The following is a 12,417-nucleotide window of genomic DNA, read 5'->3' on the forward strand; positions in this document are numbered from 1 at the left end:
CCCCCTTTACAAATTAATGATGACTACCTCCTGACCTCTAAGAGAATCAAGGGGAATGAAGCCACTCGCAACCTGACCGGATTCGATATAACTAGAAAGAGTAACGCTCCCCCTTAGTCTATCCGTAGCCTCCACGACTGGAACAACTATGCCCGATTCCCTTTCACCCCAAAAACAGCCAGACCTGTTCAGTCCAGAAACCCAGAAAAGAATTCTGGAAATTCTCCACAATCCTTTTTCCATCGCAATCTTGGCTTCTACAGGATTGCACGGTTTGGCGTTTATCGTGCTGCCCATGTTGCCCTCTGCCAAACCGGCAGAAATTGATCCGAAGCAGACGGTGGGAGTTGTCGAGTTAAGCCCGATAGAGCAACTGCGATTGCCCGATTTTGCTAATCCCCAGGTCACTTTTCCACCGGCTTCCAGTCAGAAGCAATCCCAAACTTTTTCCAAATCATCCTCTAAAAAATCCTCCACCTCCTCCCTGTTTGACAATTCCTCCTTCTACAACTTTCCGCTTTTGTCGCCTCCTCCACCCATTACAATCCTGCCCAATCTAGATTTGCCGCCAATTCTGGACGATCGCCCACAACAAAGAAAGAGAAACCCTGAGAAAAAACCTGAAAACCCCCCTGAATCGAAGAGAAATACCCCATCGGATAAGCCAGAACCCCCCCCAGCTAAAGAGGAACCCAAAGAGGACACACCAGCAGATTTGATTCGACCTGAAGAGTTGACTCAAGAGCAAAAGATGGCGCTGTTGGAAGAGGCAAGAAAAAGTCTGAAGAAGCGACAACTCTTCGCCTTTAACGCAGCTAATACGACCAGGGAGGATTACGACAAAAATTTGACGGCTTTTCAAGATCTCGCGGTAAAAGCTTCAAGCGGCAATATAGAAGCTGACTGGAAAGGTAAAAAACTGATTACTGACCAGTTTCCTTTAGAGGCTTGTCCTTTCGTTAAAGAAACCCGATTTGCCTCAGTAGGGGCGATTGTTAAACCAGATGGACAATTTGAAAAGGAACCAGAACTTTTACTTTCTTCGGGTTATGGAATACTCAATGATGCCGCAAAAGACTATTTCACAAAACAGGTAAAGGAGCATATGAAGCCCAGCGATAAATATCAGGGATTTGTTTACAACTTTGAATTTGACCCCAAATCCGTTTGCCCTGCTGGCGATTCCCAAACTCCCACCTGAATTTTTGATAAGCAACTATAGCGATAGCGACCAGGTCTAGGACGGGGTGCAGGGTTGGAACCCCTGGCTGGGGGCTTCGCCCCTACTCCCTCTCTAATTCCAATGTCCTAACGCACCCGCGTAGAGCTATATCTAGAGCATGCTTTAGCGAAAGAAGAATGAACTTCTGGCAATTTGTTAGGTGCAATGCACATCTATGCGGTTAGCTTCTTCTTTTACAGAAAAACTGGTTGCCTCGACTGATCGGTTATTTGAACTCCTCGATCGCTTCCCCCAGGGGCGCGTTTTAGTAGTAGGCGATCTGGGCTTAGATGAATTTCTTACCGGGCAGGTAGAGCGCATCTCCCGCGAAGCCCCCGTACTCATCATCCGCCACCAAAAAACGGATCAGGTACCTGGTGGTGGGGCAAACGCCATATACAACGTTGCAAAACTGGGAGCTCAAGTCAAAGCCGTTGGCTTGGTGGGGAAAGACGAACAGGGACGGGCACTCAGAAATATTTTTGCAGCCGTGGGCGTTGATACAGCGGGGAATTTTGCAGGACGGCGATCGCCCCACCGTCACTAAAACCCGCATCTCCGGGCACTCACGCCAATCCGTTACGCAACAAATTGTCCGTGTTGATCGCAAATCCGATGAACTCCCCAACCTGGAACTTCAAATACAACTGGCCGATTACATTCGTCAGCAAGTCAACCAGGTAGATGCAGTGATTTGTTCTGACTATGGAGATGGAACACTAACCCCGATCGTAATTGAAGCCGCCCTCTCCCATTCCCTGACAGTGGTTGATAGTCAGAAATATATCAATCGTTATGTGGGAGCCACCATTTTTACACCCAACCTGCCAGAAGCAGAACTGGCGGTCGGCTACCCCCTTGGCAAACTGTCAGGGGATGTCGTTGATGAAACAGCCATTCATCAAGCTGGAAAAGATTTGTTGGCCTTGACCCAGGCCCAGCAGATTTTAATTACCCGAGGTGGCGACGGTATGAGTCTGTTTGATCGCAATGGCAGTGACTACCACATCCCCGCTTTCAATCGCACCGACGTATTCGATGTCACTGGGGCCGGAGATACAGTTGTTGCCGCCCTGACGTTAGCCTTAGCAGCAGGTGCAACTCCCTGGGAGGCGGCTGTACTCGGTAATCTGGCAGCTAGTATTGTGGTGCGCCAGTTTGGGACAGCTACAACTACTCCCGCAGAGATGAAAACTGCCCTGAACCTGCTGCTAGAAGAATTCAGTTGATTAAGCAGCCTAGAAATGGATCTGCCGGTTGTGAATCAGAGAACTATAGGAATTATAGTTTACCAGGGTTTTCGGGTTTGATTGACTCAAATCTGAAGACAGGCATCAAATCTGAAGACAGGCAAATGAAGGACTCCTGGCAATTGCTGCAAGTTTTCCCACACTGCTCTGATGCACTACTAAACAGCCAATTACTTTACAAATTGGCCATCACTTCACGGGCAGCTTGCAGGGTGCGATCGATATCTGCATCGGTATGGGCCAGCGAGGTAAATCCTGCTTCAAACTGGGAAGGCGCTAGATAAACTCCATGCTCCAGCATGCCCCGGTGGAAGCGGCTAAACTTTTGCAAATCAGACTTCTTGGCATCTTCGTAATTGTGAACAGGACCCTCGGTGAAGAACAGACCAAACATGCCGCTGATGTTGCCGCCACAAGCCGCATGCCCGGTTTCCCTGGCAATTCGCAGCAAGCCATCTGCTAGCTGTTTCGTCATGGTTTCCAGGTATTCGTAAGAACCGCGTTGCCGCAAAATTTCAAGAGTTTTAATTCCGGCAGTCATAGCCAGGGGATTACCAGAGAGGGTTCCTGCCTGATACATCGGGCCTGCAGGTGCAACCATTTGCATAATGTCTCTGCGACCTCCATAAGCACCTACAGGTAAGCCACCCCCAATCACCTTACCTAAGGTTGTTAGATCCGGCATAATACCGAATTTCTCCTGGGCCCCCCCGTAAGCAATGCGGAAACCTGTCATGACTTCATCAAATACTAGTAGGGCACCGTGTTCACGCGTCAGCTCACGCAAGCCTGCCAGAAAGCCTCCATCCGGCGGGATGAAACCTGCATTTCCCACCACGGGTTCCAGGATAACTCCGGCAATTTCATCAGAGTGTTGTTCAAATAAGGCTTTGACAGCTTCCAAGTTATTGAAAGGAGCAGTCAGGGTGTTGCTAGTGGTGGATTTGGGTACTCCTGGGGAATCTGGCAATCCCAGCGTCGCTACCCCCCGACCCGGCTTTGACCAGAAACATATCCGCGTGTCCGTGATAACAGCCTTCGAACTTGATGATTTTTTCCCGTCCAGTAAATGCTCGCATCAGCCGCAGTACAGACATGCAGGCTTCGGTTCCGGAGTTAACAAAACGAACCATCTCAATGCTGGGAACGGCATCGATTACCATTTCTGCCAGAATATTTTCTAGGACGCAAGGTGCCCCAAAGCTGGTGCCCTTTTCCAGGGCATCATGCAACGCTTTGATCACTTCAGGATGGGCATGACCACAGATGGCAGGACCCCAGGTGCCTACGTAGTCAATGTACTGATTGCCATCTACATCCCACACATAAGCCCCTTTCACCCGGTCAAATACAATGGGTTGCCCCCCAACCGATTTAAATGCCCGAACGGGAGAGCTAACTCCACCGGGCATCAGTTTCTGCGCGGCGGCAAAAAATTTCTTCTGATTTGGTTGTTTTTAAGCTGCTGGTGAACAATGTCGTCTCCTTAAGTTTTATGGACTGAACAGTTTTGTCGTTACAAAGATCAGCCTTTAGAGGGAATCGATTTTCCTGACGGGAATTACAGTTGATTATCCCATTTGCTGAGGTGACCGTTTATGCCCTATAAGACGGATCGGGATCTACCCGCGAATATCCGCGATCGCCTCTCCGAAGCCGCCCAGAATTTCTACCGGGTTGCCTTCAATTCTGCTCTTCAATGGTACGGGGAGAGTCTAAAGTGCATCAAATTGCCTGGAGTGCGGTTAGAAATCAGTTGGTTAGCCTGAATAGCGCTATCCCAAGCTAGCTTCAACTACTACTATTCAAGGGGTAAGGCTTCTGCCTGTAAGTCCCCAATTAGCTTTTCCAGTTGGTTCACGTCGGCTTTATAAACATTGCCGCAGAAATCACAGATAGCTTCTGCTCCATTGTCTTGGGTAATCATGTCCTGTAACTCAGGAATGCTAAATAGCTTCAGAGCTCTGAGGGCGCGATCGTAAGTGCAGTTGCAGTGGAATCGTAGTGGTTGAATTTCTGGGAAGATTTGTAAATCCATTCCCCCCAAAAGTTGCTCAAAAATCTCTGGAAGCGTTTTCCCTTGCTGAAGCAACGACGGAAAGCTAGACAAAGCTGTGACTCTAGACTCCAGTTCCGCGACCAACGCTTCATCAGTCGCCGCTTTTGGCAGAATCTGGATCAAAAGTCCTCCAGATGCTTTGACCCCATCTATATCAAATGCTTCACCCAGTACTAAGGCGGAGGGGGTTTGTTCCGAGTAGGCCAGGTAATGGGCAATATCTTCTCCAATTTCCCCTGACACCAATTCCACAGTGCTGGTATAAGGAGTTTCTACCCCTTCATCCCGCAGCACATATACATAACCAAGGTGCCCAACTGCTGTGCCCACATTAAACCTGCCCGTATCTGTGGGGGGTAACTCCACTTCAGGATAATCAACAAACCCGCGGACAGTACCATCCAGGCCGGAGTCCGCAACAATTCTACCAAGCGGACCATCTCCCTGAATTCGAATTGTGACCCGCGACCCATTTCGTTTCATACTAGAGGCAAGCAGAAGCCCTGCTGTCATTGTTCGACCAAGGGCGGCTGTAGCGACATAAGAAAGCTTGTGGCGCTGCTTTGCTTCGTGAGTTAGTTGTGTCGTAATCGCACCCACAGCCCGGATTCCACCCTTGGCCGCAGTTGCTCGAATTAGCTGGTCAGCCATGAAAAACCTTACGTTTCTTTACAGTCTATGTTCTATTCTAAGGGGTGGGGATGGGGGTGGAAGAGTTGTAAGTTTTTAGTTATGGTTGTTAATTGTTAGAAAGGTGAGGGGTGAGGAGTCAGGAACCAGGAGCCAGGAATTAATTCAGAACTTTAGAAACCCCATCAACTCATCGCCTCTTCACATCTGGCTTCTTTTTCCTCTGTTATTCTTCCTTTGCATACTAAGGGAGTTATCTCTTCTCTCTATGTTCGGAATATTTCAGCAGAGTAATTTGCGAGTAGAAGTTGCTGCGCCTGAACAGGCTCTGCGGGAGAGTTTGACTCAACCTGCTAAGCTGCGACAATGGTTGGCTCCCGTGCAGCTTGACTCTGGGCTTCCCGAACAATTGCAACCAGGGCTTTCTTACACCAGCTGGATCGGGCCTTTTCCTGTCCAGCAGTACGTTGATCGCGTAGATGAACACTGTTTGCGTCTGCTACTAAGCAAAGGGATCGATGGTTACCATGAATGGGTTTGGGGAGATGGTTGGGTGCAATCGCGGTTGGAAGGAGTTTCTCTGCTGCCGCTCAATCTAAGTCAAACCTTCAGCCTATTAAAGCTAAAGCAATTTCTGATGACAAAAGGAGAGGGGTAACCGGGTTATCCCTAACTGTCCTGGTTACCCCAGACGCGCAAACGGACAGAATCGGCATGGGAAGGCAACCCTTCAGCCATTGCCAAAATATTGATTGCTCCTGCAACTTTCTGCAGCGCGGTGGGAGAATACTGCACCAGGCTGGAGTGCTTCAGAAAGGTTTCAACACTGAGGGCAGAAGCATAGCGGGCAGAGCCAGAGGTAGGCAGAGTATGATTGGGCCCTGCCAAGTAGTCTCCTACCGCTTCTGGGGTTGAATAGCCGAAGAAAATGGCTCCAGCGTGACGGATTTCATTGAGCAGTGCCCAGGGATCCTGGATCTCTAGTTCCAGATGTTCTGGGGCAAATTCGTTAGAAAGGTCGGCTGCCTCTTCCAAAGATTCCACCACCACTACCAGGCCAAAATTAGCGATCGCCTTTTCTGTCAGCAGCCTGCGGGGGTGATCAACCAACTGGCGCTCCACTTCTTCGACAACCTTACGTGCCAGCACTGAATCATCCGTCAACAGAATGGCCGCTGCTAACTGATCATGCTCCGCCTGTGCCAGCATATCCGCTGCAACGAAAACAGGATTCGCGGTCTTATCGGCAATAATGAGTACTTCCGAAGGGCCAGCCAGGGAATCAATTCCCACAGTGCCAAAGACCAATTTCTTAGCCAGCGTGACATAAATGTTGCCTGGACCGGTAATCACGTCCACCTTGGGAATGGTTTCAGTACCATAGGCCAGTGCAGCGATCGCCTGTGCTCCACCCACCCGGTAAATTTCATTCACCCCTGCCTCTTGCGCCGCCACCAGCACGGCAGGGTTGATGCTAACTTCACTGCCCGGCGGCGTTACCATCACAATTCGAGGCACTCCCGCCACCTTGGCTGGGATCGCATTCATGAGTACCGTACTGGGATAGGATGCCTGTCCCCCTGGTACGTATAAACCAGCCCGGTCTACAGGGGTATACCGCTTTCCAAGCACCACCTCATCTTCAGCAAAATGCACCCAGCTTTTGGGTACTCGTTGACGATGGAAGGCTTCAATCTGACGACAGGCTAGCTGAATAGCATCCAGCAAATCCTTGGAAACCTGTTGATAGGCCGCGTCTAACTCTGAGCCGCTGACCCTTAGCTCGTCGAGGGTCAAATCAACCCGGTCAAATTCTGAAGTGTAGTGCAGTAGTGCTTTGTCTCCCTGGCGTTTTACCGTCTGAAGCACTTCCCGCACCGTTGCTTCTTTGTGGACAACCTGGTCGTCATGGGTACGCTCACAGATCCGTCGCAGTTCAGTTCGCGCCTCAGATCGCTGAGTAATGATTCGCAACATGGAGTAGGAATGCCAGTCTTTTAAGGAGTTACCCGGTCGAGAACAGATCTTAACCATCCCGACAGCTGAGTGTCGATGCACCTGTACTCGTTACTCTAGCTTAACCTGTAATTTCAAGGGATCACGAATCGCCCAAAGGAGATGCTATAGTAATTTATCTAGCATCCTGTGCTTTTGTCCAACCAGAGTTCAATAGATTAGAGTCTTCGAGATTTACTGTGGCTAATATCAAGTCTGCCATTAAGCGGGTTCAGATTGCTGAGCGCAATCGTCTACACAACAAGAGTTACAAATCAGCGGTTAAAACGCTGATGAAGAAATACTTTGCCGCGGTCGCGGACTATGCGGCCAATCCCAGCCCTGAGCTGATGCAGGAAGTTCAAAGCAGTATGGCATCTGCCTACAGTAAGATTGATAAGGCAGTCAAGCGGGGCGTCCTTCACCCAAACAATGGTGCCAGGAAAAAGTCTCGTTTAGCTAAAGCCTTGAAGAAATACGACAAGTCTCAGTCGGCTGCTTCTTAGGTGCCAGGCGTCAGGTATCCGGCTAAGTCGGCTAGCCTCTCCTCACCCCTAGCTCCCTTTTTGCTTCTCATGCGGTTGATTGACACCCACGTTCATATCAACTTTGACGCCTTTCAGCCTGATCTGGATGACGTCGCTTCTCGTTGGCGCGATGCGGGTGTTGTTCGCCTCGTTCATTCATGTGTGGAGCCTGCCGAGTTTGCAGGGATTCAGGCGATCGCGGATCGGTTCCCTGAATTGTTTTTTGCCGTTGGGTTACATCCTCTGGATGTGGCAGATCGGTGGCAAGAGACGACCCCTGCAGAAATCTTGCGACTGGCTAAGTCAGATGTGCGGGTTGTCGCAATTGGGGAGACGGGGCTGGATTTTTACAAGGCCGTCAATCAGGAGCAGCAAAAGGAGGCTTTTGAGTCTCAGTTGGCGATCGCCCGTCAGTTAAGCCTGCCCGTTATTGTTCACTGTCGGGATGCGGCGGTTCCCATGGCGGAACTGTTGCGCCAATTCTGGCAACAGCAGGGAGCTGTTCAAGGAGTGATGCATTGCTGGAGTGGGACCCCAGAGGAAACGGAATGGTTTCTAGAACTGGGCTTTTACATCAGTTTTAGTGGCATTGTGACCTTCAAAAATGCGACTCACGTCCAAGCATCTGCGAAGATGGTGCCAAGCGATCGCCTTTTGATTGAAACAGATTGTCCCTTTCTGACTCCAGTTCCTAAGCGTGGTGAGAAACGAAACGAGCCTGCTTACGTTCAATATGTTGCCCAGCACGTTGCCCATCTGCGCAATGCTTCCCTGGAAGAACTAGCAGAACAAACGACTCAAAACGCTTGTCGGCTGTTTAACTTACCGGTTCCTCCGGCTATCACGCACTCTCCTGCCCAAGGTTCTGAACGACACTGTTGACTGTCAGACAGAATTTTGCTAAGGATGGCGACCAAATCGAGATTTCCTACGTCATAATGAATGGGAGTATCTATAGCCGATGAACAGCATTTCGAAAATCATTCATTTCTCTACTAGAAACGCCAGTCCATACTTCCGTCGAAAATAGGGCTTTACTGGTTTACGGGTAAGTCTGGCTGAACCTTAGACTGAATATCGTCTATCTCTGCTGGCTGATCCGTAAATCAGGTTAACCGTTCCTCAACCGTCAAAACTCTAGCGATTACTTCAACGATTGGAGATTCCTCTGAACCGCCGACTGATGACTTAACTGAATAAATTGTTGCTTGGGTTCCAGTTCGGAATCCAGGAATTTTGTATTGACTTAATCCGTATAAACTCTGTAAAATCTGGGATTCGCGCTGGGCGTGAACCTTCGAAGGAGACGCATGACTGAGCAAACTTACAACACACCCGCCTTCACTTTACCAGACCTGGTTGAGATTCAGCGGGCAAGTTTCCGCTGGTTTCTCGAAGAGGGGCTGATTGAGGAGCTGGATAGCTTCTCACCTATTACAGACTACACTGGTAAACTAGAACTTCACTTCCTGGGCAAGGATTACAAGCTGAAGCGACCGAAGTACGATGTAGATGAAGCCAAGCGGCGGGATAGTACCTATGCTGTACAGATGTACGTTCCCACTCGGTTGGTCAACAAGGAAACGGGAGAAATTAAAGAGCAGGAAGTCTTCATTGGCGACCTGCCTCTGATGACCGATCGGGGCACCTTCATCATCAACGGAGCAGAGCGGGTCATCGTCAACCAGATTGTCCGCAGTCCTGGTGTGTACTACAAATCCGAAACGGACAAAAACGGGCGTCGTACTTATAATGCGAGTCTGATCCCTAACCGGGGCGCCTGGCTTAAATTTGAAACCGACAAAAATGATCTGGTCTGGGTTCGGATCGACAAGACCCGGAAGTTGTCGGCTCAGGTATTGCTCAAAGCTTTGGGCTTGAGTGATGGGGAGATTTTTGATGCCCTGCGCCACCCGGAATACTTTCAGAAAACCATTGAGAAAGAGGGGCAGTTTGGAGAAGAAGAAGCCCTGATGGAACTTTACCGGAGGCTACGTCCCGGTGAACCCCCAACGGTATCCGGTGGTCAGCAGTTGCTCGACTCTCGCTTCTTTGATCCCAAGCGGTATGACCTGGGTAAGGTGGGGCGCTATAAGTTGAATAAGAAGCTGCGTCTGAATGTACCCGAAGGGATGCGGGTGTTGACTCCGCAGGATATTTTGGCGGCGATTGACTATCTGATTAACCTGGAGTTTGACATTGGCAACATTGATGACATCGACCATCTAGGTAATCGTCGGGTGCGCTCTGTGGGTGAGCTTTTGCAGAACCAGGTGCGAGTTGGGCTGAACCGTCTGGAGCGCATCATCCGTGAACGGATGACCGTTTCCGATGCTGATTCCCTCACCCCTGCATCCCTGGTCAACCCCAAGCCGCTGGTCGCTGCCATTAAGGAGTTCTTTGGCTCCTCCCAGTTATCCCAGTTCATGGACCAGACGAACCCGCTAGCAGAACTGACCCACAAGCGTCGTCTGAGTGCCCTCGGTCCTGGCGGTTTGACACGGGAGCGGGCAGGTTTCGCGGTCCGTGATATTCACCCCTCTCACTACGGTCGTATTTGCCCGATTGAGACCCCGGAAGGCCCTAACGCTGGTTTGATCGGTTCTCTGGCTACTCACGCTAGAGTCAACGCCTATGGGTTCATTGAAACACCTTTCTACAAAGTGGAAAATGGCCGTGTCCGGAAGGATTTACCTCCTGTCTACATGACAGCTGACGAGGAGGACGACCTGCGGGTTGCGCCGGGGGATATTCCCATGGACGAAGAGGGCAATATTCTAGGTGAACAGGTCCCCGTTCGTTACCGGCAAGATTTTACCACCACGACCCCTGATGAGGTGGATTACGTTGCTGTTTCGCCAGTGCAAATCATCTCAGTGGCGACATCCTTGATTCCCTTCCTAGAGCATGATGATGCTAACCGTGCCCTCATGGGTTCCAACATGCAGCGGCAGGCGGTTCCGCTTCTGCGCCCGGAGCGTCCCCTGGTAGGTACCGGGTTGGAAGCTCAGGCTGCACGAGATTCTGGGATGGTGATCGTCAGTCGCACGGATGGTGAAGTGACCTTTGTTTCAGCCGATCGCATCCGCGTCCGTGATTCTCATGGGCGGGAAATTGAGTACCAGCTTCAAAAATACCAGCGTTCTAACCAGGATACTTGCTTAAATCAACGTCCGATTGTATTTCAGGGTGACAAGGTTTCTGCTGGACAGATCCTGGCCGATGGTTCCGCCACCGAACAGGGTGAACTGGCGTTGGGGCAAAACATTCTGGTCGCCTACATGCCCTGGGAAGGCTATAACTACGAAGATGCCATCCTGATTAGTGAGCGGCTAGTCTATGATGATGTTTATACTTCAATCCACGTTGAGAAATATGAGATTGAAGCTCGTCAGACCAAGCTTGGACCAGAGGAAATTACCCGTGAAATTCCCAACGTAGGTGAGGATGCGTTGCGGCAACTTGATGAAACTGGCATTATCCGCATTGGTGCCTGGGTTGAAGCGGGTGACATTTTGGTAGGTAAGGTGACGCCAAAAGGGGAGTCGGATCAGCCACCAGAAGAAAAGTTATTGCGAGCTATCTTCGGTGAAAAAGCTAGGGACGTGCGTGATAACTCTCTGCGGGTTCCCAATGGAGAGAAGGGGCGGGTTGTGGATGTGCGAGTGTTTACCCGTGAGCAGGGAGATGAATTGCCGCCGGGGGCTAATATGGTGGTGCGCGTCTATGTTGCCCAGAAGCGCAAAATTCAAGTTGGGGATAAGATGGCGGGTCGTCATGGTAATAAAGGCATCATTTCCCGCATCCTGCCGATTGAAGACATGCCTTACCTGCCCGATGGCACTCCAGTCGATATTGTGCTGAATCCATTGGGTGTGCCTTCCCGGATGAATGTTGGGCAGGTGTATGAATGTTTGCTGGCCTGGGCAGCGGAAAATCTGAATGTGCGTTTCAAGGTGATTCCATTTGATGAAATGCACGGTGAGGAGAAGTCTCGCGAAACCGTTCACAGTAAGCTTAAGGAGGCTCGCGAAGAAACTCTGGAAGCCACCAATGGAGCCAAGGGTGACTGGTTATTCAATGCCGAAGATCCGGGTAAAATTCAGGTTTACGACGGACGCACGGGTGAACCGTTTGATCGCCCGGTGACAGTGGGTAAAGCCTACATGCTGAAGCTGGTCCACCTAGTTGATGATAAGATTCATGCCCGTTCTACAGGTCCCTACTCTCTAGTCACTCAGCAGCCTCTGGGTGGAAAAGCTCAGCAAGGCGGCCAGCGCTTTGGGGAGATGGAAGTATGGGCTTTGGAAGCCTTTGGTGCCGCTTACACCTTACAGGAACTACTGACGGTCAAATCCGATGATATGCAGGGCCGTAACGAAGCATTGAATGCGATCGTGAAAGGGAAAGCAATTCCCAGGCCGGGCACCCCGGAATCCTTCAAAGTGTTGATGCGGGAGTTGCAATCCCTCTGTTTGGATGTAGCCGTTCATAAGCTGGACACCCGTGATGATGGCACGAGCCGGGATACTGAGGTGGATTTGATGGCGGATGTAAGCAGCCGTCGTGCGCCTTCAAGACCTACCTATGAATCCATTTCCAGAGATGAACTGGACGATAGTGACGAATAACCACGTTGTTAGTTGCGAGTTGTTAGTGGTTGGCTTCCTGATCACTAGCAACTAAAACGCATGAGATCGATACGTTTAGGTTTTCCAAAAACTAACAGCCAAA

12 protein-coding genes are annotated in these 12,417 nt (G+C 50.3%); 8 read left to right on the plus strand and 4 right to left on the minus strand.

All coding sequences use genetic code 11. From position 1 onward, the window contains the following. The first annotated feature begins 148 nt into the window (after window positions 1-148). The 3 genes from P4D80_RS18555 to P4D80_RS18565 all read left to right on the plus strand — a co-directional run bounded on the left by P4D80_RS18555 (window position 149) and on the right by P4D80_RS18565 (window position 2,451). Entirely contained in the window at window positions 149-1,201 is a 1,053-nt protein-coding gene (locus tag P4D80_RS18555; protein WP_421655489.1) for a hypothetical protein, read from the plus strand. A 196-nt stretch (window positions 1,202-1,397) separates the two neighbouring features. Continuing rightward, complete coding sequence (locus P4D80_RS18560) at window positions 1,398-1,769, plus strand: PfkB family carbohydrate kinase (protein ID WP_421655490.1); 372 nt, start codon at window positions 1,398-1,400, stop codon at window positions 1,767-1,769. After that, window positions 1,705-2,451: a PfkB family carbohydrate kinase gene (locus P4D80_RS18565; RefSeq protein WP_421655491.1), complete on the plus strand. Its 747-nt coding sequence runs from the start codon at window positions 1,705-1,707 to the stop codon at window positions 2,449-2,451. The genes P4D80_RS18560 and P4D80_RS18565 overlap by 65 nt, the downstream gene beginning before the upstream one ends. 196 nt (window positions 2,452-2,647) lie before the next feature. On the opposite strand, the gene P4D80_RS18570 is transcribed toward P4D80_RS18565, so the two are convergent. Together P4D80_RS18570 and P4D80_RS18575 are read right to left on the minus strand one after the other, a co-directional pair. Beyond that, on the minus strand, window positions 2,648-3,442 hold the full coding sequence (locus P4D80_RS18570; RefSeq protein WP_421655492.1) for an aminotransferase class III-fold pyridoxal phosphate-dependent enzyme: 795 nt from the start codon (window positions 3,440-3,442) through the stop codon (window positions 2,648-2,650). Next, window positions 3,405-3,884, minus strand: a complete 480-nt coding sequence (locus P4D80_RS18575; RefSeq protein WP_421655493.1) for an aminotransferase class III-fold pyridoxal phosphate-dependent enzyme — start codon at window positions 3,882-3,884, stop codon at window positions 3,405-3,407. The genes P4D80_RS18570 and P4D80_RS18575 overlap by 38 nt, the downstream gene beginning before the upstream one ends. Window positions 3,885-4,070: 186 nt before the next feature. On the opposite strand from P4D80_RS18575, the gene P4D80_RS18580 reads away from it, so the two are divergent. Next, window positions 4,071-4,241, plus strand: a complete 171-nt coding sequence (locus P4D80_RS18580) for a ChaB family protein (RefSeq protein WP_421655494.1) — start codon at window positions 4,071-4,073, stop codon at window positions 4,239-4,241. Between the two features lie 32 nt (window positions 4,242-4,273). On the opposite strand, the gene hslO is transcribed toward P4D80_RS18580, so the two are convergent. Further along, window positions 4,274-5,182, minus strand: a complete 909-nt coding sequence (hslO, locus tag P4D80_RS18585) for an Hsp33 family molecular chaperone HslO (protein WP_421655495.1) — start codon at window positions 5,180-5,182, stop codon at window positions 4,274-4,276. Window positions 5,183-5,429: 247 nt separating this feature from the next. Here hslO and P4D80_RS18590 point away from each other — a divergent pair, with 247 nt between their 5' ends. Beyond that, window positions 5,430-5,819, plus strand: a complete 390-nt coding sequence (locus P4D80_RS18590; protein ID WP_421655496.1) for a hypothetical protein — start codon at window positions 5,430-5,432, stop codon at window positions 5,817-5,819. Between the two features lie 11 nt (window positions 5,820-5,830). Here P4D80_RS18590 and hisD read toward each other — a convergent pair whose 3' ends face one another. Next, complete coding sequence (hisD, locus tag P4D80_RS18595) at window positions 5,831-7,195, minus strand: histidinol dehydrogenase (protein WP_421655497.1); 1,365 nt, start codon at window positions 7,193-7,195, stop codon at window positions 5,831-5,833. Window positions 7,196-7,356: 161 nt separating this feature from the next. On the opposite strand from hisD, the gene rpsT reads away from it, so the two are divergent. From rpsT to rpoB, 3 genes are all read left to right on the plus strand, one after another. Beyond that, on the plus strand, window positions 7,357-7,662 hold the full coding sequence (gene rpsT / locus P4D80_RS18600; RefSeq protein ID WP_421655498.1) for a 30S ribosomal protein S20: 306 nt from the start codon (window positions 7,357-7,359) through the stop codon (window positions 7,660-7,662). A 69-nt stretch (window positions 7,663-7,731) separates the two neighbouring features. Further along, complete coding sequence (locus tag P4D80_RS18605) at window positions 7,732-8,565, plus strand: TatD family hydrolase (protein ID WP_421655499.1); 834 nt, start codon at window positions 7,732-7,734, stop codon at window positions 8,563-8,565. A 428-nt stretch (window positions 8,566-8,993) separates the two neighbouring features. Further along, window positions 8,994-12,314, plus strand: a complete 3,321-nt coding sequence (gene rpoB / locus P4D80_RS18610; RefSeq protein ID WP_421655500.1) for a DNA-directed RNA polymerase subunit beta — start codon at window positions 8,994-8,996, stop codon at window positions 12,312-12,314. The last annotated feature ends 103 nt before the right edge of the window (window positions 12,315-12,417 follow it).

Origin of the sequence: Leptothermofonsia sp. ETS-13 (assembly GCF_049200465.1) — a bacterium.
In the GTDB taxonomy this organism is placed as follows: Bacteria; Cyanobacteriota; Cyanobacteriia; order Leptolyngbyales; family Leptolyngbyaceae; genus Leptothermofonsia.

Excerpts from the sequence above, each read along its gene's own strand:
- hisD (WP_421655497.1), bottom strand. The coding sequence starts at position 7,195 with ATGGTTAAGATCTGTTCTCGACCGGGTAACTCCTTAAAAGACTGGCAT.
- P4D80_RS18575 (WP_421655493.1), bottom strand. The coding sequence starts at position 3,884 with ATGCCCGGTGGAGTTAGCTCTCCCGTTCGGGCATTTAAATCGGTTGGG.
- P4D80_RS18590 (WP_421655496.1), top strand. The coding sequence starts at position 5,430 with ATGTTCGGAATATTTCAGCAGAGTAATTTGCGAGTAGAAGTTGCTGCG.
- P4D80_RS18580 (WP_421655494.1), top strand. The coding sequence starts at position 4,071 with ATGCCCTATAAGACGGATCGGGATCTACCCGCGAATATCCGCGATCGC.
- rpoB (WP_421655500.1), top strand. The coding sequence starts at position 8,994 with ATGACTGAGCAAACTTACAACACACCCGCCTTCACTTTACCAGACCTG.
- P4D80_RS18555 (WP_421655489.1), top strand. The coding sequence starts at position 149 with ATGCCCGATTCCCTTTCACCCCAAAAACAGCCAGACCTGTTCAGTCCA.
- P4D80_RS18560 (WP_421655490.1), top strand. The coding sequence starts at position 1,398 with ATGCGGTTAGCTTCTTCTTTTACAGAAAAACTGGTTGCCTCGACTGAT.
- hslO (WP_421655495.1), bottom strand. The coding sequence starts at position 5,182 with ATGGCTGACCAGCTAATTCGAGCAACTGCGGCCAAGGGTGGAATCCGG.
- P4D80_RS18605 (WP_421655499.1), top strand. The coding sequence starts at position 7,732 with ATGCGGTTGATTGACACCCACGTTCATATCAACTTTGACGCCTTTCAG.